General features: G+C 55.7%; 30 protein-coding genes. 4 read left to right on the top strand and 26 right to left on the bottom strand.

Annotation, left to right across the window (positions count from 1 at the left end):
• Positions 1-99: 99 nt before the first annotated feature.
• The 16 genes from L6D80_RS19835 to L6D80_RS19760 form a co-directional block, all read right to left on the bottom strand.
• Complete coding sequence (locus tag L6D80_RS19835) at positions 100-423, bottom strand: hypothetical protein (protein WP_041925835.1); 324 nt, start codon at positions 421-423, stop codon at positions 100-102.
• Between the two features lie 102 nt (positions 424-525).
• Complete coding sequence (locus tag L6D80_RS19830; protein ID WP_156342200.1) at positions 526-684, bottom strand: hypothetical protein; 159 nt, start codon at positions 682-684, stop codon at positions 526-528.
• 151 nt (positions 685-835) lie between these two features.
• Entirely contained in the window at positions 836-2,311 is a 1,476-nt protein-coding gene (locus L6D80_RS19825) for a DNA cytosine methyltransferase (protein WP_054925959.1), read from the bottom strand.
• Positions 2,312-2,478: 167 nt separating this feature from the next.
• On the bottom strand, positions 2,479-3,399 hold the full coding sequence (gene rdgC / locus L6D80_RS19820) for a recombination-associated protein RdgC (RefSeq protein ID WP_060501065.1): 921 nt from the start codon (positions 3,397-3,399) through the stop codon (positions 2,479-2,481).
• Between the two features lie 113 nt (positions 3,400-3,512).
• A complete protein-coding gene (locus tag L6D80_RS19815) occupies positions 3,513-4,301 on the bottom strand; it encodes a hypothetical protein (RefSeq protein ID WP_054925956.1) in 789 nt (262 codons plus the stop codon).
• A 12-nt stretch (positions 4,302-4,313) separates the two neighbouring features.
• On the bottom strand, positions 4,314-4,634 hold the full coding sequence (locus L6D80_RS19810; protein WP_082420986.1) for an Arc family DNA-binding protein: 321 nt from the start codon (positions 4,632-4,634) through the stop codon (positions 4,314-4,316).
• A gap of 51 nt (positions 4,635-4,685) precedes the next feature.
• A complete protein-coding gene (locus L6D80_RS19805; RefSeq protein ID WP_054925954.1) occupies positions 4,686-5,090 on the bottom strand; it encodes a TraR/DksA family transcriptional regulator in 405 nt (134 codons plus the stop codon).
• A 247-nt stretch (positions 5,091-5,337) separates the two neighbouring features.
• The gene (locus tag L6D80_RS19800; RefSeq protein ID WP_054925951.1) at positions 5,338-5,844 is read right to left on the bottom strand and encodes a hypothetical protein; all 507 of its coding nucleotides are present in this window, start codon (positions 5,842-5,844) and stop codon (positions 5,338-5,340) included.
• Positions 5,845-5,956: 112 nt separating this feature from the next.
• Positions 5,957-6,457, bottom strand: a complete 501-nt coding sequence (locus tag L6D80_RS19795) for a hypothetical protein (protein ID WP_054925949.1) — start codon at positions 6,455-6,457, stop codon at positions 5,957-5,959.
• A 54-nt stretch (positions 6,458-6,511) separates the two neighbouring features.
• Complete coding sequence (locus L6D80_RS19790) at positions 6,512-7,387, bottom strand: SprT family zinc-dependent metalloprotease (RefSeq protein WP_082420985.1); 876 nt, start codon at positions 7,385-7,387, stop codon at positions 6,512-6,514.
• Between the two features lie 251 nt (positions 7,388-7,638).
• Positions 7,639-7,851 carry a hypothetical protein gene (locus tag L6D80_RS19785; RefSeq protein ID WP_054925947.1) on the bottom strand — a complete coding sequence of 71 codons (213 nt, stop codon included), beginning with the start codon at positions 7,849-7,851 and terminating at the stop codon, positions 7,639-7,641.
• A gap of 141 nt (positions 7,852-7,992) precedes the next feature.
• Positions 7,993-8,217 carry a hypothetical protein gene (locus L6D80_RS19780; protein WP_226342923.1) on the bottom strand — a complete coding sequence of 75 codons (225 nt, stop codon included), beginning with the start codon at positions 8,215-8,217 and terminating at the stop codon, positions 7,993-7,995.
• A 46-nt stretch (positions 8,218-8,263) separates the two neighbouring features.
• Positions 8,264-8,617, bottom strand: coding sequence for a hypothetical protein (locus tag L6D80_RS19775; RefSeq protein ID WP_054925963.1), 354 nt, complete (start codon positions 8,615-8,617; stop codon positions 8,264-8,266).
• 198 nt (positions 8,618-8,815) lie between these two features.
• Positions 8,816-9,115, bottom strand: coding sequence for a hypothetical protein (locus L6D80_RS19770; protein ID WP_060501059.1), 300 nt, complete (start codon positions 9,113-9,115; stop codon positions 8,816-8,818).
• A 247-nt stretch (positions 9,116-9,362) separates the two neighbouring features.
• Positions 9,363-9,638, bottom strand: coding sequence for a hypothetical protein (locus tag L6D80_RS19765; RefSeq protein ID WP_060501057.1), 276 nt, complete (start codon positions 9,636-9,638; stop codon positions 9,363-9,365).
• 45 nt (positions 9,639-9,683) lie between these two features.
• Positions 9,684-9,956, bottom strand: a complete 273-nt coding sequence (locus tag L6D80_RS19760) for a hypothetical protein (RefSeq protein WP_060501055.1) — start codon at positions 9,954-9,956, stop codon at positions 9,684-9,686.
• A gap of 153 nt (positions 9,957-10,109) precedes the next feature.
• Between L6D80_RS19760 and L6D80_RS19755 the strand changes: the two genes are divergently transcribed.
• The 4 genes from L6D80_RS19755 (at position 10,110) to L6D80_RS19740 (ending at position 11,962) form a co-directional block, all read left to right on the top strand.
• Positions 10,110-10,760, top strand: a complete 651-nt coding sequence (locus tag L6D80_RS19755; RefSeq protein WP_023383695.1) for a hypothetical protein — start codon at positions 10,110-10,112, stop codon at positions 10,758-10,760.
• 157 nt (positions 10,761-10,917) lie between these two features.
• On the top strand, positions 10,918-11,292 hold the full coding sequence (locus L6D80_RS19750) for a hypothetical protein (protein WP_023383694.1): 375 nt from the start codon (positions 10,918-10,920) through the stop codon (positions 11,290-11,292).
• Positions 11,285-11,467, top strand: a complete 183-nt coding sequence (locus L6D80_RS19745) for a hypothetical protein (RefSeq protein WP_023383693.1) — start codon at positions 11,285-11,287, stop codon at positions 11,465-11,467. The genes L6D80_RS19750 and L6D80_RS19745 overlap by 8 nt, the downstream gene beginning before the upstream one ends.
• Before the next feature lie 201 nt (positions 11,468-11,668).
• The gene (locus tag L6D80_RS19740) at positions 11,669-11,962 is read left to right on the top strand and encodes a hypothetical protein (RefSeq protein ID WP_023383692.1); all 294 of its coding nucleotides are present in this window, start codon (positions 11,669-11,671) and stop codon (positions 11,960-11,962) included.
• 56 nt (positions 11,963-12,018) lie between these two features.
• On the opposite strand, the gene L6D80_RS19735 is transcribed toward L6D80_RS19740, so the two are convergent.
• From L6D80_RS19735 to L6D80_RS19690, 10 genes are all read right to left on the bottom strand, one after another.
• Complete coding sequence (locus L6D80_RS19735) at positions 12,019-12,201, bottom strand: hypothetical protein (protein ID WP_135002422.1); 183 nt, start codon at positions 12,199-12,201, stop codon at positions 12,019-12,021.
• 266 nt (positions 12,202-12,467) lie between these two features.
• Positions 12,468-12,758: a hypothetical protein gene (locus tag L6D80_RS19730; protein ID WP_041925792.1), complete on the bottom strand. Its 291-nt coding sequence runs from the start codon at positions 12,756-12,758 to the stop codon at positions 12,468-12,470.
• Between the two features lie 94 nt (positions 12,759-12,852).
• Positions 12,853-13,380: a hypothetical protein gene (locus L6D80_RS19725; protein ID WP_023383690.1), complete on the bottom strand. Its 528-nt coding sequence runs from the start codon at positions 13,378-13,380 to the stop codon at positions 12,853-12,855.
• A 20-nt stretch (positions 13,381-13,400) separates the two neighbouring features.
• Positions 13,401-13,664 (bottom strand): hypothetical protein, encoded by a 264-nt coding sequence (locus L6D80_RS19720; protein ID WP_135002423.1) that lies wholly within the window; start codon positions 13,662-13,664, stop codon positions 13,401-13,403.
• A 428-nt stretch (positions 13,665-14,092) separates the two neighbouring features.
• A complete protein-coding gene (locus L6D80_RS19715; protein ID WP_041925829.1) occupies positions 14,093-14,368 on the bottom strand; it encodes a hypothetical protein in 276 nt (91 codons plus the stop codon).
• Between the two features lie 224 nt (positions 14,369-14,592).
• Positions 14,593-14,895 carry a hypothetical protein gene (locus tag L6D80_RS19710; RefSeq protein WP_023383686.1) on the bottom strand — a complete coding sequence of 101 codons (303 nt, stop codon included), beginning with the start codon at positions 14,893-14,895 and terminating at the stop codon, positions 14,593-14,595.
• A 352-nt stretch (positions 14,896-15,247) separates the two neighbouring features.
• The gene (locus L6D80_RS19705) at positions 15,248-15,832 is read right to left on the bottom strand and encodes a hypothetical protein (protein ID WP_023383684.1); all 585 of its coding nucleotides are present in this window, start codon (positions 15,830-15,832) and stop codon (positions 15,248-15,250) included.
• Positions 15,833-16,205: 373 nt separating this feature from the next.
• Positions 16,206-16,562 carry a hypothetical protein gene (locus L6D80_RS19700; protein WP_139139836.1) on the bottom strand — a complete coding sequence of 119 codons (357 nt, stop codon included), beginning with the start codon at positions 16,560-16,562 and terminating at the stop codon, positions 16,206-16,208.
• A gap of 494 nt (positions 16,563-17,056) precedes the next feature.
• The gene (locus L6D80_RS19695; protein ID WP_023383682.1) at positions 17,057-17,524 is read right to left on the bottom strand and encodes a hypothetical protein; all 468 of its coding nucleotides are present in this window, start codon (positions 17,522-17,524) and stop codon (positions 17,057-17,059) included.
• Positions 17,525-17,933: 409 nt separating this feature from the next.
• Positions 17,934-18,113, bottom strand: a complete 180-nt coding sequence (locus L6D80_RS19690) for a hypothetical protein (protein WP_122227898.1) — start codon at positions 18,111-18,113, stop codon at positions 17,934-17,936.
• Positions 18,114-18,148 lie beyond the last annotated feature (35 nt).

Here is an 18,148-nt window from a genome sequence, read left to right as displayed (position 1 = left end):
TAGACCTAGCCCCTGGAGATGCGTAACGCGGGTCTGTAATCGGCAGGCACAAAAAAGCCAGGCATAGCCTGGCTGGGTTGATGGGTGGACACATCTCGATCAGCTCTGCCGGGCCTGCCGCAGCCGACCTGGTGTGAATTTGCCTGAGAACGAGAAGCCGAGATCCCTAACTCTCTCACGGACCTTCAGCTTGTTGGATTTGTCACCCCGCTCCTTGTGGAGCTCGACATGCTCTGCCTCCACCTGGAGTAAGAATTCGACGTCCTTCTGACACAGCTCCAAGGACTGCTCCAGTTTTTTTCGGTCCGAAAATTTCTTTCCGATCAGAGCGGCCGAGGCAGCAGCCAGGACAGTACTGGTGACAGCTGCAAATGCATTTATCAAAGCGGATTGAACTGCAGGATCGTTGATTGCGAGAAGCATGATGGCCCCCTGAAAGTTAACTTGCTCCAAGGGGATGCTTCACAGAAACCAGTAAACCACAGGCACAAAAAACCCGCTCGATCGGCGGGTTCTTTGTGAAGGTCAGTGCTTGGGGGTGGTCTTGGTTGAGCGGTCGCCTCCGCCGGCCTTGGCCATTTCAGCCTTGATGGCTTTATAAGCACCCACCAGAGGCGCAAAATAGATGCGCGGAGCCTGTTTTGCAGCACTCAGAAATTCAGAAGTAAAAGTCATCGATTTCATGTTCGCCCCCTCTCTGGGAAAACTAGTGACTAATGTATAGCAAATTAGGTTGACGGCATCAAGCGCCTGAAACAATTTCATCGAGCAAAGAAAAACCCGATTCGCCTAAGCGAACCGGGTTTGAGTAGCGTTTAAGGCGGCACCTCACCAATCAGATCAGTAAAGCCAGTGATCCAGTTTGGAATTTCTCGGGTTCCGCGCAAACCGCCTCGTCCATGCTGGCTTGAGCTGATCGCGACGGAAAGTTAACCACGTTATTGCGGGATGACATGAGTGCCCGCCCTATTTCCTCACCCACTGAAACAAACTTAGGAAAGCAGACGCTCTGACCACATATTTCATGACCAATCGTTTCAGAAACCCCATCGGTTAACCCTGCAGGAATGCCTTTGAGCCTTTCATGTTCCGCTTTAGTAAAGAGCCTGCTGAGTCCTGGATTTTCGGGATGCAATATGAAGGGTTCGGTACTTCTGCCCTTCTTGTAGCCCGTCCCAAGCGTGCCACAACCAGATTCATTTCCTGTTAGTAATTGCCTCGCGAAACCCTTGCCTTCAGCCTTGTCTCTTTTCTCCTTAGTTGCCAAGTATTCATAGGATTTCCAAGATTCGTCGTCGAGAGGAATGTCATCAAGTATTGCATTGATGCATGTCTCTCTCACCTTGTTCACCTTCAGATTTTCAAACGAGAAAGAGTCCCCAATACCGGGAGTTATTGCCACAACGACCAAGCGTTTCCGGTGCTCCAGCGTCCCGTAGTCCCATCCATCAAGGACTGCTTCATGAACTCTGTATCCGAGGTAGATAAACACACTTCGGATAGCCGCCATGGAAGCTGTATTTGCGTACTCCCCAACATTTTCAATCAGCGCAATACAAGGGTTGACATGACGGAGCCAGTTGAGATAGTCCACGAAAAGCGCGCCTGCGTCAGCATGCTCCTCTGCAAAAGTCAGTTTATTTTTAACCTTACCGCTCTTTGACGCTGCTATACACGGAATCCCTCCAAGCAAAACCTCACATTGCGGCGTATTTTCACTTAGATACACATCCCGAACATCAGAGTTGATCGCAATTGAATCCTCTGTCCAAATTTCAGTGTTATTCCGCATTGAGCAGTCGAGATACTCGCTTTCTAGCTCAACACCGACTTGTAAGAACGAGCCTACACCCGACCGCATTAAGCCAGAGTGCACTGCGGCATCTAAGATCCCACCGCCATGAAAAAGACTACATACAGCGAGCTTCTGGCCACGGTCCAACTTTTCTTTCATGCGCTTGAGGCGCTCGCGGATCTTGGTTTGAATCTGCAAAGCAGTGATCACAATCCGGCCACGACGAATCGCAACGCGGACCTTATGATCATCTTCAAAGACTTCACGAATTTGCTCTGAACGCAGGTCGATTACTGGATGAACAACCCCATTGCGCTCACGTTTTGATACGCTGATGCACTTTCCGGCGAAGCCGGATTGAACCTCAATTAGCTCTAGACGTCGGGCAACCTTGTCAGACTTAATCGAGTATTTATTGCCAATCTGAACACCCGCTGTCAGCAGGTGACGGCCTTCCATGAAAACACGTGAAACGCCTTTCGATTCGCCAATTTTTGCGTTGATGATGGTGGTCATTATGCTGCTCCAAGTAGTCGACACAGCTCCCCTGACGGGGACTGAGCCCGAACGGGGAAATGACAAACTGGTTGTCCGTACACACCTGGAATGCGGAACAAGGCTCCATACTTTTTTCGGGCAAAAAAATGCCCCCGCTATAGCGGAGGCTTGGGGTCCTGCTTGGTTCAGATGGACGCCGGCACTTCCTCACCACCCAGCGCCTCGTACAGAGCCGGGAGGAATTCGGCGAAGGTCATCATCATCAACACGAACGTGGCGTCAGCCTGCGCCAGGGCATCTTCTCCCCCATCCTGGGAAGCCTGCTCCTGAAGCAACTCTTCGAACTTCAAGCGTCTGATCACCAGCTTGTCGTCCAGAATGAATGACAATTTGTCCTGCCAAGCAAGCGAAAGCTTGGTCGCGACCTTGCCAGTTGCCAGGTGATTTTTTATTTCGTCGCTGGTGAGATCCTGCCGCTTGCAGCGAACTGACCCCCCCTCTTCATGGGTATCGTGCAGTTCACATTCGTCCAGGACGTAGAAGCCTTCGCTCGCCTGGCCGGTTTTGAGCCAGTCAGTGAGGGTCGCGCTCGGGGCGATCTTCACAGTCACCGGGCGCACCGGCAGGGATCCCATTACTTCACGGAGCGTGGAGAGCAGATCCTCAGCACGTTTGGCGCTCGCATTGTTGACGATAATCAGCCCGAGCTTGGGCGCGATGGTCGCTGTGATCACACTCCGACGGATAAACGCCTTCGGCAGCATGGCCTGGATCGTTTCGTCCTTGATCTGGTCACGCTCTTTCTTGTAGACCTTGCGCTGCTGAGCGTTCTCTATCTCCTCGACCTTCTCCTTCACGGCATCATTGACCACGCTTGCCGGCAGGATGCGCTCTTCCTTCCGAGCACTGATCAGAAAGAAATTCCCGCTCTGGTGAACGAGTGGAGCATCCTCCCCCTTGCCCAGCGGCGCGATGAAGCCATAGGTGACCAGCTCTTGCGAGCCGCACGGCCGTGCCGGCTTCGACGCCAGGGCGGCTTGGAGCGTATCCGCGGCAAATTCAATATCTTGGGTCAGGCGGTAAACGGTCAGATTCTTAAACCACATGGTCATGCCTTGTTAGGTAATGTCGGTGATGACAGCGCCCTCATGAGCACTGTCTTGAATGATTGAGGTTGAGGCACCTGAGTGCTTTCTGATGGGGCAAGGTGAGCTGACGATCAGCCGGCAGACGCGTAGCGAAGGCAACCGATCTCTTCGGCAGGGTTAGGCCGGTCGAGCTCAGCCCACCATCCTCCCCACTCCTCACAACTGATCGGTCGCGTTGTACCAGGTGCCCCTTCTACGCAGAACTTGCCTAAGTCCGACGACCAGGTCACCACCAACAACGAGGCATCGATGCCCTCCTTCCCACTCCAGTTCCAAAACTGACCGGCACTTTCCGGAGCCTCCAGCGACCAGGTCCGACGCGTGCTCCCCTCAGTAGCCCGCTGGCTCCCAGTAGGCGCATTTTCCAAACGGGCGGATGGCGAGCTGCTGAAAGTTGCGAGGGTGCCTTCATTGGCCGTCTGCTGCAGCCAGGGCATCGGAGAGTTCATGTACGCGATGTAGTTGGCAAAGAGATTCGCTGTGTCACGCACCCCTACCGCGGTCGCATACTTCAAGAGTTGGGCCGCCTGCGCTGGTTGAGGCGCTGCGAGCAGCTTTCGCAAAAACACCGCTTCAGCGGCTGAGAACTGATGGCTGCCGGCATGGCCGCTGGCTCCTGGTGGAACACTGAGCCCCGCGGCATGCGCTTCGATCATCGCCCGGTCGACCTCCGCATCGAGCGAGCCCCCGCTCAGCAGTGTGTCGATACCCATACGTACCATTGGGGTGTTCGCTTTACCGGTCCTGAGGGCGGGGCCACGCAAGTAGAAATACCGCTGGGCAGCCTTCAAGAGCAACGCAGCAAAGTCGGCAGTGCCGGCGCCAGTTGCGCCCGGAGCTACATCAAGCAAGTTCCCCATGGCGGTCGTCCTTCACTGCGCGCTGGCGATCGCCAGTCGTGGCGGCTGCTGCAGACCTGGCTTGTGAGTTTCGTTGCCCAGAGTAGCCTTGAGCTCCGCTAGCTCACGCTCCAGCTCCTCACAACGCCGGGTAACCTGCGCCAGCGTACGCACTGTTAGGTCGCCGTGCTCATCCTGCTCGATGCTCAACTCAAGGCGGGCGATGATTTCGGAGTTCATGCTGCGGTGATGGTCTTTCGCAATGTCGGCGATCTTCGCTCGCATGCCGTCAGGCAAGCGGATCACGAATTTATCCGCTGTGCGGGATGTATTGCGGGGCTGGGACTTGGGCATGGGTTTAACCTCAGTATGACGGGGGCTGGCGACGACTCAGGTGAAGAGTGATTACGCTGCGCGAAGGTGCCGGGATTTGTTTTCGCGGCTCTCCTTGGCCTCGACAGTCAAGAGCGAGCGAGGATTTGAGAGTAAGCGACGGAGGCCAATTGGCTCACCGGTGTCCTCGCACCAGCCGTAGCTACCGTCTGCGATGGCAGACATAGCCTGCTTGATATCGCGCAGACTTTGGTTCTCGCGTTCGATGCTGCCCAGGATGGACTGGCGCTCTTGCTCGATCAGTGCTGCGTCGACTTCATCAGGAGCTTTTTCCAAGCCCGTCAGGTCGATGCGCAGCTGCTCGATCCGCTCCGTGGCAGTAGCGCTTTCGCTCACCAGCAGGTTTTTGAAGAACGCTACTTGCTCAGGGTTCATGTACTGGTCGTCGGGCTGTTGCAACAGTTCCTGAGGGGTCATCGATTGGGCCTCGTGATTGGTTGGGTCAATGTGCCTGGCGCCAGCGTCTCGACGATCGATACGGCAGGTTGATGGCACCATGCTGTCATTTTCACACGCACCGATATTACGGACAGTATCCGAAACGCACAACAGTAAAATTACACATACGTGTTATGCATGCAGAAATAAATTTTCGCCCGAACGTCCGGGTTTTCTGCAGCCGTAAAAAAACCCCAGCGCTAGGCGGTGGGGTTTGGGTGAATCGTTATGCCGCTTCCGGCTGAAGGCTTCGTTTGTCCACGTAGATCTCCTGCACGAGCTGAACTCGGTCTGGATTCTGCTGCGCGAATTGAGCAAGAGCGGCGCCCGGGCTACCACCACCGCAGCGGAACGTCTGGAGCCCATCTTCGTTTGGCATCGAGTAGACCAGCAAGAACGCGGTGTCCTCGTGATAGCGGTTGGCTGCGTAGTCGGCAGCTTTTCCTGTCAGACCGGCCATTTCAACAACCCACTGCAGGGTTTGAGTTCGAACCTCAAGCTCGATCATCGCCTCCTCGCCAGTGCGGGGGAACTGAGCCTGCGACATATCGCGACCCATGTATGCTGTCTTCGCTTTTTCGAACTGACTGAGCACAAGATGTGCGAAATCGCCGAACTGGAAAGCCAGCTTGGCGCGCATTAGGTCCAATGGCTGATAGAAGTCAGGAGCCTTCCAATCAGCTGGTACACGGCCTTCAGTGGAGACTGCTACTGCTTGGTTTGGGTTAGTCATGGTGCGGCACCTCATGTGCGTTAAGTTTGTAGGTGGAGATGGCCCACACGGACATGTATGACGTGCGGCCTCTCCCCTAGCGCTGGGTGCATGGCGCCGGCATACCAAAGGCTCACGCCGCTTGCACGTCCAGGATGTGTAGATCTGCAGGGACGCTCACGACATCCCCAAGCCACCGCCGAACGGCGTCCCTCTGAGTGGCGACTGGGCAGCCAGGCTCAGCGTTCATCATGAAACCAAATGCCTTGAAGCTCGCTTCACGCATGGCCCATTCCAAGCTTCGTCCGATCAGATCTTCGACGAACACGGTTTGGTAGGAATGGTCTGTTCTGCAACGACCAAGCAAGCCCGGAGCGGTAGCCCGGGCGAGTAGCGCCGAAGCGCCGGCGGCGAGCTCAGCGCCATTCTCATCCGCTACCACCCAATCCCAGTGGTTCGCCGCGACGACGTCGCGCAGGCTGAGCTGGGGCTGTGAGAGGTGCGATTTGGCCATGTCGAGCGCATGCTGCGCATTGGCTGCAGCGAACAGTTCGCCGGTGACGACTCGGAATGCTTTCAGGCGGAAAGTATCCGCGGCATCGGGGTGTTGCTGGGTAGGTTCGGTATGACGCATGGGGGGCTCTACGCAAATTGTTTCGGGGTAATGGGCGCTTTCATAACCGCCACTTCAGCCAACACCTGCTCGGACCATCCGCACCTTCACCCCTCGCTGCTCGAAAGCCTTGGCTACGCGCACTTGACGCTCGTCTTGGCCATCGCCGAAGATGATCGCGTGAGTCACCCCGCCTGGCAGTGTGTCGGGGGTCGGATGCCTGGTCACCGAGGCCAACGGGACATTCAATTTCTTGCTTATCAACTGGCGGTGGCGCTCACCCGTGATTAAGCAGTCAATGACGACCTGGTTCACCTGGTGATCAATGATGAGCTTGGCGATCCGGTCAGCTTGAGCGCTGTCGATCGCGGGGCCCGAGGTGCTAATGAACAGCTTTGATATGACCTGGGCCGCAGCCTTATCAGCCTCTCGGATGAAAGCCAGGAGCTGACCGCAAGCATTGCAGCTGTATAGCGCCGTCTGCCTGACCATGCGATTGTGCCTTTTGGTCGATAACCGGAATGTTCTACCTTCACACCCGCACTGGTACAGGAACTCCCTCTTGACTGCTCTCGATGTGTCAAGCTGGTGACATCTGTCGGCCTGGACCTTGAACACCTCAACCATAATCTTGGTCCATTCGGCCCCGTGCGGATCGACCTCTGCCCCCCATACCAGGTGAGTGACATAGTGGGCGACCTCATGCGGACAGATTTGATCGAGGTACTCTGAGAGATTCTCTCGCGCCAAAATGCGGTTGAACCGGAACTGCAGGTCGTAGCACCGGCCAGTCACCTTGTTTTTGCGGTACCTGAACATGCCACCGGATTTACCAGTGAGGTTAAACAGGACCGGTATCTCTGGAATGTCACGGGAAAGATGAGATGCCGCCAGCCCCAGGCACTCTGTGACACGGGCCCTGACCGCCTTCAGTTCGTCGACGGGGAGCATCAGGCTTCAGCCTCTGGCGGCACCTGGACACTCAGCTGGGCTTCACTAGCAGAGGAAGGTGGAAGCATGGCTGGGAGAGCTCCTGAATAGAAGCTGCAAATATTACACGTACGCGTTATGTATCGTAAATGCATGCGTAGGTTTGATAAGCCAGATCGACGGCGCCAGCCAGATTCCAATCGCCTATCTGCGGGCAAGAAAAAACCCCAGCACGCATGCTGAGGCTTCTTGATGGGATTAAGACTTCATTGCTACCTAGGCGCGAGCTTTACGGCGGCGTAAAGGATCCGGTCATAGCGCATGACCAATTGTTTGAGACGACGGCTAGATACGTTGCCGTTGATCGCCTTGGCCACCATTCTTTCGTGACGCGCCTGGGCGCGACGCAGCCGCTGGCCTTGTTCTCCTCCCCACAATTTGAGAGGCATCTCCGGACCAGTAGGGGTCGAGTTGAGTGTTCCCATTTGCAATCTCCTGAGGCTTGCGTTGCATGACTCAGGGAGATGCGGAACGCAATTACATACGCCTCATTCGACGTTCATTTTGCCAGGAGTGTAACGAGCCAGCCGGCCAAAACCTTCGCGGATCCTCGGTGCCGATTGCGCCTACTTCGCCTTCGACTTCTTGGTGATCACTATTTTTGGCAAGCCGCGGACCGCGTCATCCCAGTGCGGATCACGGTCAAGGTCGTTGACTATTTTGCTGATCCACACAGCCGTCTTATCCCAGCGGATGGCAAGCAGGCGGCCATTCCAGCCGCGGGCCTTGTACTCAGCCTTGAACTCTGCCGGGGTCAACAGCGGCTGTTTCAGTTGAACTTCGTTTTCCAAATTCATGCACCCGAAAATTGTGTGGGCAGACGGTATGCCGGCTGACTCAATCGATAATGGAGGGTTTCGCGTCGTTCCAGTCACCAGGGTTTGCGGCTCCGGTCGCAAACGCAATCCGCATGGCGACAGAGGGGCTCCCGTTCTTCATCAGGTAGGCCGCAGCACCAGCGCACATCGCCTCATGGCCAGAGGCGGTGTAATTGCCGTCCTCATCCCACTCACCACCCTTCCGTGAGTGCACCGTCTTGTGGCACTGGAATGTACTGTGATCATCCTCCAGCAGCCCTTCAATAATCCCGTCTAAACGCCCAGGCGTGAGCTCGATCGCTCCCTCCTTGAGGAATGGACAGTTCGCACATGGGCGCTTAAGCCGCAGGTGATGCGCGAATGGATCAGGCATGCAGAAGTCCTCGAAAATTTTGTATGGCATCGGTTGGTCAACAGACCCCCGCCACCTCGTCCCTTCCACGCAAGCGCGGTGGGAAAGTGCATTTTTAAACTATAGGACAACAATAATCAACTAGGACAACCTGCCCGCGGTCTGTCAGGCGCACAAAAAACCCGGCCTCGTGGGCCGGGTGGATGAAACGTTATTGGTTCAGCAACCGAGTGCCTGGCAGTCGTCGCAAAGGCCAACCTGGAATACTTCAAGATCGGTGAAGCACCGGGGGCATTGCTCGACATCATAATCTGCCGCAGGCTTGCTGATTGCGTCGCCGAACTCGGCAACCAGTGCAGCGTAGTGATCGCTGGTTGAGGCGTCACCGCGCAGCTCAAAATAGCGGTCCACGGTCTTCGAGTAGGCTTTGAACACTGGCTTTCCGTTGAACTGGCTGGCGCCCACTGAAACGGGTGCAATGTTGCGCAGCATGGCGATGGTCACGGGCATGGTTTGCATTGGGTTCTTCCTCAAGGAGTGGGTTGGCCGTATAGCTAGGAATGGCCAACAACACCTGATAAGCCACCCCAGACGGCAGCTCCCGCGGGCTAAGCTGTGGGTGTCAGCAGTCGATCGCAGCAGGCTCTTTGAGTTGCGCCTTACTGAAATTACCCTACTGAGCAGGAAGCGCAGGTGTAAAAAACCCCGAACTGCGTGAACAGAACGGGGTGGTGCAGCGTTAGGGGATCAGGCCTGGCGGACGGTACTACCAGTGCGAAGGCCACTGGATAGAATCGTCATCGTCGTAGGGGATAGGCTTCACCTTGAACCCAACAAGCAGAAGCTCCAGCAGTTGCTCATCGTCCTGGGGCAAATCAAACCAACCTGCCTTGTAAAAGCGTCTCGCGAAGCTGTAGTCATCCCACAGCCGCTCGATATCGTTCTCGCTGGCCATGTAGCCTGCATTCGCCAATGCCGCACGCATGCGGCGAACATCAGCACTGCGTGCCGACGGCGCCGGCGTGTATTGTAGGTATTCCATACTGCTCATCCGCCAATAATCACTTTTTGCTCGCGTTGAAAAAAGTCACGCAGCGCGTTTATAGGCCTCGATTCGCTCTTCGGCTGCGGCCAGGTAGCCCTCGACCCTCGCACGCGCTTTGGCCATGTTTTCGACATCATCGGGTTTCGCACGCGAGCACGAAATGTTCGAGACCTCAGTCAAAACCCGTTGGGTCATCTCTTTCCAATGGGAAACTTCATCGGCACTGCAGCAGGCATGGTAGTCATTGACCTTGCGGTGGAGACGGTCGTAGGCACGGCGGTACTCGGCGACAGGGACGGTTTTGTTGCTGCTCATGGGTGGCACTCCTCAGAAGGGAAATCTGGTTGAACTTGCCCATGGATATGGCTCACGCACGCGTGTAACGGACGTGCCGGCGAGCGCCAGCATCCTTGTTCCGCCATGTAACTCATCCCTGAGCACGATGTTCAATTCCCCAGGAGAGAAACCATGACAACACTCGTGAAAGTAGCGACCTGCCTGACCCCGGAGCTTGCACGGACCATCGTCAAGATGGCGTGCATCGTGCGCATCTCCAAGACCGGTGAGGGAGTGGAGATTCGCGACACCAGACCCCTCCTCGATCGCTTGGAGTCCCCAATCGAAGGGCGTGGAGTCGTCCGAACCTTTGGCTCCACGCATTTCATTGTGACCGAGGATCTGGCTCACCGGATCGACGCAAAACACCTACCAGGTGAGCCGACTACAACTTCACCTGTTACCACTGCAGATGACGCCGATGCGCTGAAAACGCTCATAGCTGATCGGTTGGGGTCTCAGGGTTGGCTGATCGTCGACGACCTGAGTTTCAACTGCACCTCTGGTGTGGCCAGAAAGCAGTACCAAACAGCGGTCGGCATCAAAGAGGCAATCGCATACCTGCAAGCCGGGGATGACGGTGCCAGGCGACTGATCGCTGAATACTACAGCGAGGGTAACAATGTGCTGAGCACAACGACTGCGCGCTTCACCCCAGACTGCTCGACTGAGGCAATTGAAGCGGGCACCAGCCGTTTTTCAGCCCAAGTTGACCACGTAGTAAGCGGCACCTATGCAGTGCGGCTGCTTCGCCCTCGCGACCAGGCCGCGGATGATAAATAGCGTCTCCAGGCTCACTTAGGCGAACGCTCCACCACACCCCGGGCTTGCCTGGGGTTTTTTGTTCCCACTGAACGTTATGCCCCGATGTAAGACATCCCACCGTGTAACGAGAACCCTCCAGTTCGAAATCACACAAGGACACCCCATGACTCACCCTATGCAACCAATCATCAAAGACGACAACGGCTCGCTTCGATTCAAGGCGAATGCAATTGTGGTGCACTTGCTGGAACAAGGCGGCATCGACATGAACGCTATTGCCCAGCTAAATGTCAGCGATGAGGACCGTGCTCATTTTGCTCAGCTCATCGGCTACAGCGTCAGCGGCTTCGGAGGCTTGTCGTACGTGAGTAGCGACATGTCTGCGGTGGCTGATCGTATGGCTGATACAGGTGAAACGGAACAGATGGCCAAGATCACGCACTTGCAAGGTGAATTGGCTGCGCTGCGCAGTGCACTACGGGACCCCATAGCCAGGCTCTACGGCTTGCACCCGAACGACCTCCAAGCGGAGTCTGGCTCTGATGAGTAACGCCATCGAAGTGCAATCCCAGAAGGTCCGAGCCGCCTACGCAGTCACGGGCAGCGTCAATCCTGAATACGAGCGCGAGTTCGACATCCTCTCCGATATGCGTCGTGCAAAGATGGCCCAAGAATTCCGCGCAGAGCGTGGCTTGCCTCCCACGGCCGCAACCCCGTATGACTGAGCCACAGCAAACTGCGGCTTGAGCATGCACACCATCGCCCCCGGCTTGCTGGGGGCGTTTTTCGTTGCGCTTCCGGTCAAGTAGAGTGAAGCCGCGAGGCATCTGATTCACCGACCAGGTCATAGTGGCTCCTTCGAAGGGTTGCCACGATAGCCACGTAGGTGTACATCACCGTGTACACGCAAACTTCAAGGTACAGGTATGACTCAACAAACCGACCAGGAGCTGTTTTACGAGCTTCAGATCGCCGCCAATCGCCAGACAATCTGGATACACAGCAGTGACGGCTCAACGGTCGGCCGATTCAGTCCTCGGGGAATTGATCTTCACAATACCGTTACCGAACAGATGTCTGGCTTACCTGAGTGCCGAATGTGTACGCATGGAAGCCCAACACAGGCTGACTGGCTGACCTTCCGCGACCGCTCGCTTGAATGGTGGGGCGTGGATATTCCTCACAATGCAATCGACACGAGTTTTCTGCTGCCTGACTAACGTGCTATGCGCAGCCGGCTGAACCTAAAAGTTCATTTGTGCGGGCTGGCGCTGGCTCAGTAAAGACGGGCCACACACGCCGCTACTTCCCCTTCGATAGTAGAGACGTCCTCTTCGCTCAAAATCCCAAGCGCTCTCAGTTCTTTGAGCCGACCATCAATGAGTCCTTCGTTGTACGCGATGGAATACTCATCTCTCATAGTCTTCATATGCTCGATGAGGGAGCGCAGTTCAGTCATTTTCTCGTCCCGTGCTAGGTCCTGGTCTTCACAAACCTCCAACGGGACTAGACCCTGGCCACTCCGGTACAAGGTGACCTGCAGGCTCCCTGTATCCGAGCTGGCGAGCCGCTCCAGGTCAGCGGGGTCAATCAGGCATGCAGGCATATCGACAACCTCATTTCAGGTGCACGAAATCACATGGTTTTATACGGTATCAGCCCGGCAGCAGGCCCGGCTTAATTGGTTTGTTCGAGCTGTTGCATAACGAAGATAGGCACATGTGCCTACCTAGGGGTGTCTCCAGCTGTCAGCTTCGCGGCTTGCTGCTGCTCTCGACGCTCCATCAATTGCTGCATGTACACAATCCCATCTTGCAAGGCTTTTACCGCCCAGGATGGACAAGGCCGGGATGATTTTTTTGTCGGATCGTTGAGCCAAGAGCGAACAGTTCGAATTGAGCATGGCCGCCGGGTGACGGCATTGATGAGCACCGCACTCTCACCTTGCTTCACGTTAAATTGTTTCAGCAGCGCCAGAAACGCTTGCCGGTTGGCTTCCCGCTGTTCGTCGTTCATCAATCCTCCAAACATCTGAAAATAGGCACATGTGCCTACTTTTGCATTGTAGGCACATGTGCCTACTTGGGACACCAAAATTCGTGTACTGAGCTCATGACTGGACCGACAATGCTGGCGATGGGACCTCACAGGCCGCTCCCATCACCTTAACTTCCAGGGAGGTGAATTCTGCAGCTAGGGCCCTGGTAACCACCTCAAGCTCAATTTCAGTGATCCCCAATGGCCCCGGCCAGATCTTGACCGTTGCCCGTTCGCGCCAGGCCCTGAAGCAGCCATTGTTTCGAGAATCACGCCACGCAACAGCGTGGAGGACATTCTGGAACTCCTCCAAATCAGCCAAGAACCGGGTATCCGATGAGAACGCTCCGGTGAAGGACTCTCCTCCGCCAGTGACAACACTGTTCAGCTTCATCTCAAGCGTGAGTCGCTCCTGGGAGGATGACTTCTTGAGCACCCAAGCAACTAGGAGAGCCATCACCAGGCTCAAGGCGATAATCCATACGATCGACTTCAGGCTTTGTTGGGGAATCCACCCTAGGTATTGCAGGTGCAACTGCAGGCCGCCCCAAACCATCGGGATGACCGGGAAGAAAAGGAGCAGTTTCAGCGGATCCCGCATGGACGTTGATCCCCGCTCTTTCAATGGGCCATGGTTTTGACAACCAGGTAAGCGATCAGCATCAGCCACAGCGCATTCGCCAGAACTCGAACTACCAATGCGGAAATGGTGTTTGTCTTGACCGCATAGAAGCCGGCAAAGACGAAGCCGATTGCCCCACCCAACGTCGACGCCCAGGCTGGCAGCCAGGCCGGGGTAGCATTCATGATCTGCATCAGCGCAGGCCCCAACAGAATCAGGATCGCCGCGAAGAATGGGCGGATCCAAGGCCCGTTGCGATCCATGTAGGTTTCTCGCGGCAGTGCCTGTGACTTGTTCATTCGTGTCTCTCTCTGGTTTTTGAAAGGATTTTGGACTGAGTTGTTACGCGACGACCACCTGTATCTGATCGGTTATGTCGCGGTGGCACTGCACACAGAAGCGGCGAGCGCCGCCTCGAACTCGCACCATATTGCTGGCGTCGAAGGCGTCCCCGTTGGCCTCGAAGATCTGCGTGTACTTGCAAATTCTCTTCTCGTACCAGCCGCTTAGGCTGTTGCACTTTCGACACGGGGTAACTTGTTGAAGGGTTCCTTCCATGCTCGTGAGCACCTATTTGGATCTCGAAAGCCTGAAGCGCAGCCACAGGACAATACATAACACGTATGCATAATACCAAGACATGAACATTATTCAACGTGTTTTAGGGCTTAGGCGGCCGGCGGGGCCCCGATCAGCGGGGCTGTTTCGTAGACGGTTCGTATCCCAGTCGTCGCGTAAGTTGGACCAGGCCTACAATCTGCTGCCGCATGGATTGCCCATGGGACTCCAGTTCTTCTACCTTGCGTTCCAGTTCCCAGGCCCTGCGGTATAGCCGCTGGTTGATAGCGATCACCCGCTGCAAAGCTGAACGCTCGCGGTCGCCGATATCCCCCGAGTCGGCGCCTTTCGCGGCCTGGGCGAGAATGTCGGCGGGCACCTCTGGCAACGGCTCGTCATCCCAAAACATACTGTCCCCTATACTGTATATGCGAACAGTATGCGATGGCTTTGAGCTCAAGCCAATCCCCCGATCTGCAGCGATAGCGCGCAGAATGGGGAGTTCAGAGTTGGAGGGCTGGTTGAACTGATCGTCGCCCCTGGGCGGCGCGATCATCGAGGTGCGGGGTGAGATGCTTGGTTAGGGTTAGAAACGGACCAGCGGCACCAGCGGCACCACGGAGTATTAGCTCCTCACTCATCTGCCGCCCGGGCAGCCAGGATCGCATCCTGGACCGCATCGTCATCGTCAAAGAACCCTTCCTCAGCTAATCCCAGGTGCTCATCGAGCAAGACGCATATGCTCAATGCTGCTTCAGCCGGATCCCCGCTGCTGCGAACAAGCGCCTCGATCTGCTTCCGCAGAAGGCGTACTTCTTCAACTTGGCCAAGGCCTGGCTCGGCGGCAGGGTCAGGCAATGCAAAGGCTAGTTGACCTTCAGCACCTAGATCAATCATCACAGTGTTTCCCGCCAGGTTTCGAAACTCCATCGACATGCAGTTATTCTCCCAAGATGCGTTAGCGGCCTCTATTGGTGGCGGCCGGGGTCTGCCGATCAGACGCTTGATTTGAGATCGTTGAGCCAAGAATGGTCTTTGCAGAAGAAGTGCTCATCGAGAGGATCAGTATCTGGCCAGCGCCTGGAGCAACCTGGCCGCCGGCAACGCACCGCTACCTGGATACGATCGGCGGGTTCTGCATTCACCAGATCCAGAGCCATTCCACACGCAGGTTTCCCATTTTCACCGAGGACGTGAGCCATGATAGCGAAGCGGCCTTGTGAGAGCTGCCCAGGCCGCAAAGCGCGGAATGCCGCTTGCAGTTGCGCCTGTATCACCGGTGGAGTGGTCATGATGGTGTGTCCCTCGATATTCCATCAACATTACAGGAGGAATGTACTTTTTGAAGACCCAACACGAAGCCCAGGAAGTCCTCGGGGGTCAACCACTCCAACTCGGCGAGTTCCTGCTCGATGTGAATCTGGTGCCAAGCAATCCAGTCATCAATGTCTTCCAGGTATTGGTACTCGCCAAGATTTCCGGTGTCCCCGTGCCAGTGGCCACAGCCGCACACTAGATTTTTGTATGCCTTCAGCGTGCCTGATAACAGCTCTTGCCATTCGTTAACCACGGCTGTCCCTGCACAGGCCGGGCACTGACCAGAGGAGGTCACAGGGTTCAGGGGCGTGAAATGATCAGCATCGCGCATCACACACTCGGAAACGAGGTGGAATTCCTTATCGGTAGGGCTCAAGTGCACATCCAAGGCCTCCAAGACCTTCCATTCAACGCAATTTGGGTCGTCAAAGACGCCCACCACAAATCCGGTGCAGACATTGCAATCAGCAGGCCCGGAGACGATACGGGCAAGGCAGCCCCCACTCTCAACACTACTCAGATCGACTATGTCGCCGAAAGCTCTGCGTATGCTCATGGGTTTGGTAATGGTTCCGATCGCCCAGCCATGCGCTCTGTGGCTCCAGACGATTGCGTATCGCCTTCACTTCGCGTATTGCCTCACAGCAGCGCCGGCAGGTAATCGATCGCTTGCCGGCTGGCTCGAACGGCTCCGGCGCCATGCCGAGCTCGACCGCCTCTGGCGCGTCGCCACAAAGCGAGTGCTCTGGTTCTATGGGGTTCGGCGCACATCGGCGCACGGCGAGTACAGGTGCGTCAGTCATGATGGCTTCCTCATTGGCGCCGGCACCGACGTCAGCGGCCAGCTTACGGGTAATTTCCTGGGCAACTCCTCGGCCCTCTTCCCCGCCGCACTGCCAGCTTCTAATGCTGTGCTGCGGGGGCCAGGGTTATCGCTTATTGCCATTCTGAGCCTGCGTTAGCCGAACGTTGAAGTCGTCCAGGGACAAGCTGCCATCGTTCAATTGGAACAGCAGGTTCTGCCCCTGCACCCTCCCCTCCGCGTTGCTCTCGCGTAACACTGCATCGGTGGCGAAGAGGAACTTGCGAAGGGCCTCTTGAAATTCACGGGGGACGGTTGAGATGAAGTCGCAAAGCTGGGTGTCACGGTGACGCACCTCGAAGAAGCCATCACCGCTGTACATCCGGCCCGCACCTCTTTGTACCCAAGGATCAGTCACTTCTCCAGGACTGACTTCTTCGGTGGGGAACGATGCTCGCACAAGTTCAGACAAGGCTTCAGCCATACGCTCGCTACCAGGCAGTTTGTAGCACCCCATTGGCAACGCCAATCGGGCCCCGAAATGCAGGCGTACCGCCGAGCCGCCTGAGGCTTGGTCCACAGTGGCTTTCAGCGATGGGTAATCTCGAAGCTTGATCTCACACTGGTGACAGACATTGCCCGCATAGAACTTCTGTCGCGTCTTGCATCCCGGGCATTCCTTCTCTGTTGCTGATCGCACGTGGACGTTCCCCTCATGAATTTGATTTTCGAACCCAACTCAGCCTTGGGGCTGAGGGCTTAGATAGCGGATAAAGATCCATGCGCACTAATTGATTCTTAACACGTACGCACAATACTGACGAAGGGTTTTCAGATCAATATCGTGGGGAGGGGAGTGCTTGCAGGAGGGAGGTCGCATACTGCCAGCAGCGCCAGGCGGATGCACTGACGCTGGCGCAAGAGCCCCGGCGCCAGTTGGCTAAGTATACTCAGCGTAAGAGCCGGAAATGCATGCACTTATTGCCTTGTGGCCGAAACGACGTAAATGTACTCTTCCCCATTATCGTAAGATTTATATTCGCGCTTACCACCATTGGGAATAATATCGGTTCCTTTATACACGAAGCCATCAGTCTGAGGGAAGTCGACGGCGAGACTACCGAATTTGTCGGCCTTCATTTCATTCAGGCGTACGTAGTTGACGTCCATGGTGAGACGGATGTCTCCATCGATAGTGATAACTGGCGTAAAGTAGGCTGTTGTGCCTAGCTCTAGACGTCCGAGCCGAACTTTATTACCAACTAATTCCCTGAACTTCCTGTACTCAACGTTTTTGTAGGGACGCTGGGAGCCGCTGACAGCAACAACATGAGGCTGGGAAACAAGCTCTCCATTGCGATAGAGCTCGGTGCTGATATTGACTGACTCTGCAGCTGCAGCATTAATCGAGAATGTAGCCAAAGCTGCGAAGATAATTGCTTTCATAAAATGCTTGCACACCAAAACTAACCAAGATTCCAACTACCCAGTTTGAGGCCAGGGTAGGAGAAGAAATTGACCACCCGCTTTACTAGCCAAGGCGAGGCAGGTCACGAAGCAAAGCTTTGAGCTCGTGCCATGGATGCTGCGCGCTTTCGATTTCGTTCGAGCACCCTTCCTCATGTGTGAACGATTCGGCCGCCTGATCAACAGCTTGGCTGGAGTGGCAACCCTGGCAGCAGATGATCGAGTACTCGATAGACCATCTTTCGCCGAAAGCCTCCAGATCCTGGTCTAGCTGACTGTAATTCTCGCTCTCGCTCATACCTACCTCACGTTGTGGGCGCGAAGCTCACGCCTCTCCTCAGACCTGGCCTAGCTGCAGCATGAAGTGTAACTGGCCGAGACGGATTTCTCACGACCAGTCAGGGTGATTTTGATCAGTCAACGCCTTGCCGGCGACAACCATCTCTTTTCCCGTGTCGAGCCGGGCTACAACCCAATTTCCTCGGCCTCCGTAGGATGTCGCCTCAATCGTTCGAACAAGGTTTCCACTCTTCACGAAGCGATAGGTGGTGGCCGTTTTGATTTGCATGTGAAGATCCTCAATGATCTGTGTGTCATGCGCCG

The organism is Pseudomonas ceruminis, assembly GCF_021602025.1.
Lineage (GTDB): Bacteria > Pseudomonadota > Gammaproteobacteria > Pseudomonadales > Pseudomonadaceae > Aquipseudomonas > Aquipseudomonas ceruminis.
Note: the sequence above shows the minus strand (reverse complement) of the source record. Positions and strands in the feature narration are given on the sequence as shown.

Excerpts from the sequence above, each read along its gene's own strand:
- L6D80_RS19750 (WP_023383694.1), top strand. The coding sequence starts at position 10,918 with ATGCAACCAATCATCAAAGACGACAACGGCTCGCTTCGATTCAAGGCG.
- L6D80_RS19730 (WP_041925792.1), bottom strand. The coding sequence starts at position 12,758 with ATGAACGACGAACAGCGGGAAGCCAACCGGCAAGCGTTTCTGGCGCTG.
- L6D80_RS19690 (WP_122227898.1), bottom strand. The coding sequence starts at position 18,113 with ATGCAAATCAAAACGGCCACCACCTATCGCTTCGTGAAGAGTGGAAAC.
- L6D80_RS19705 (WP_023383684.1), bottom strand. The coding sequence starts at position 15,832 with ATGAGCATACGCAGAGCTTTCGGCGACATAGTCGATCTGAGTAGTGTT.
- L6D80_RS19810 (WP_082420986.1), bottom strand. The coding sequence starts at position 4,634 with ATGCCCAAGTCCCAGCCCCGCAATACATCCCGCACAGCGGATAAATTC.
- L6D80_RS19825 (WP_054925959.1), bottom strand. The coding sequence starts at position 2,311 with ATGACCACCATCATCAACGCAAAAATTGGCGAATCGAAAGGCGTTTCA.
- L6D80_RS19735 (WP_135002422.1), bottom strand. The coding sequence starts at position 12,201 with ATGACTGAACTGCGCTCCCTCATCGAGCATATGAAGACTATGAGAGAT.
- L6D80_RS19760 (WP_060501055.1), bottom strand. The coding sequence starts at position 9,956 with ATGAGCAGCAACAAAACCGTCCCTGTCGCCGAGTACCGCCGTGCCTAC.
- L6D80_RS19695 (WP_023383682.1), bottom strand. The coding sequence starts at position 17,524 with ATGAAAGCAATTATCTTCGCAGCTTTGGCTACATTCTCGATTAATGCT.
- L6D80_RS19770 (WP_060501059.1), bottom strand. The coding sequence starts at position 9,115 with ATGCAAACCATGCCCGTGACCATCGCCATGCTGCGCAACATTGCACCC.
- L6D80_RS19720 (WP_135002423.1), bottom strand. The coding sequence starts at position 13,664 with ATGGATCGCAACGGGCCTTGGATCCGCCCATTCTTCGCGGCGATCCTG.
- L6D80_RS19725 (WP_023383690.1), bottom strand. The coding sequence starts at position 13,380 with ATGCGGGATCCGCTGAAACTGCTCCTTTTCTTCCCGGTCATCCCGATG.
- L6D80_RS19755 (WP_023383695.1), top strand. The coding sequence starts at position 10,110 with ATGACAACACTCGTGAAAGTAGCGACCTGCCTGACCCCGGAGCTTGCA.
- L6D80_RS19800 (WP_054925951.1), bottom strand. The coding sequence starts at position 5,844 with ATGACTAACCCAAACCAAGCAGTAGCAGTCTCCACTGAAGGCCGTGTA.
- L6D80_RS19815 (WP_054925956.1), bottom strand. The coding sequence starts at position 4,301 with ATGGGGAACTTGCTTGATGTAGCTCCGGGCGCAACTGGCGCCGGCACT.
- L6D80_RS19710 (WP_023383686.1), bottom strand. The coding sequence starts at position 14,895 with ATGTCGATGGAGTTTCGAAACCTGGCGGGAAACACTGTGATGATTGAT.
- L6D80_RS19715 (WP_041925829.1), bottom strand. The coding sequence starts at position 14,368 with ATGTTTTGGGATGACGAGCCGTTGCCAGAGGTGCCCGCCGACATTCTC.
- L6D80_RS19790 (WP_082420985.1), bottom strand. The coding sequence starts at position 7,387 with ATGCTCCCCGTCGACGAACTGAAGGCGGTCAGGGCCCGTGTCACAGAG.
- L6D80_RS19775 (WP_054925963.1), bottom strand. The coding sequence starts at position 8,617 with ATGCCTGATCCATTCGCGCATCACCTGCGGCTTAAGCGCCCATGTGCG.
- L6D80_RS19765 (WP_060501057.1), bottom strand. The coding sequence starts at position 9,638 with ATGGAATACCTACAATACACGCCGGCGCCGTCGGCACGCAGTGCTGAT.
- L6D80_RS19740 (WP_023383692.1), top strand. The coding sequence starts at position 11,669 with ATGACTCAACAAACCGACCAGGAGCTGTTTTACGAGCTTCAGATCGCC.
- L6D80_RS19805 (WP_054925954.1), bottom strand. The coding sequence starts at position 5,090 with ATGACCCCTCAGGAACTGTTGCAACAGCCCGACGACCAGTACATGAAC.
- L6D80_RS19700 (WP_139139836.1), bottom strand. The coding sequence starts at position 16,562 with ATGGCTGAAGCCTTGTCTGAACTTGTGCGAGCATCGTTCCCCACCGAA.
- L6D80_RS19835 (WP_041925835.1), bottom strand. The coding sequence starts at position 423 with ATGCTTCTCGCAATCAACGATCCTGCAGTTCAATCCGCTTTGATAAAT.
- L6D80_RS19745 (WP_023383693.1), top strand. The coding sequence starts at position 11,285 with ATGAGTAACGCCATCGAAGTGCAATCCCAGAAGGTCCGAGCCGCCTAC.
- rdgC (WP_060501065.1), bottom strand. The coding sequence starts at position 3,399 with ATGTGGTTTAAGAATCTGACCGTTTACCGCCTGACCCAAGATATTGAA.
- L6D80_RS19785 (WP_054925947.1), bottom strand. The coding sequence starts at position 7,851 with ATGGGAACACTCAACTCGACCCCTACTGGTCCGGAGATGCCTCTCAAA.
- L6D80_RS19795 (WP_054925949.1), bottom strand. The coding sequence starts at position 6,457 with ATGCGTCATACCGAACCTACCCAGCAACACCCCGATGCCGCGGATACT.
- L6D80_RS19830 (WP_156342200.1), bottom strand. The coding sequence starts at position 684 with ATGAAATCGATGACTTTTACTTCTGAATTTCTGAGTGCTGCAAAACAG.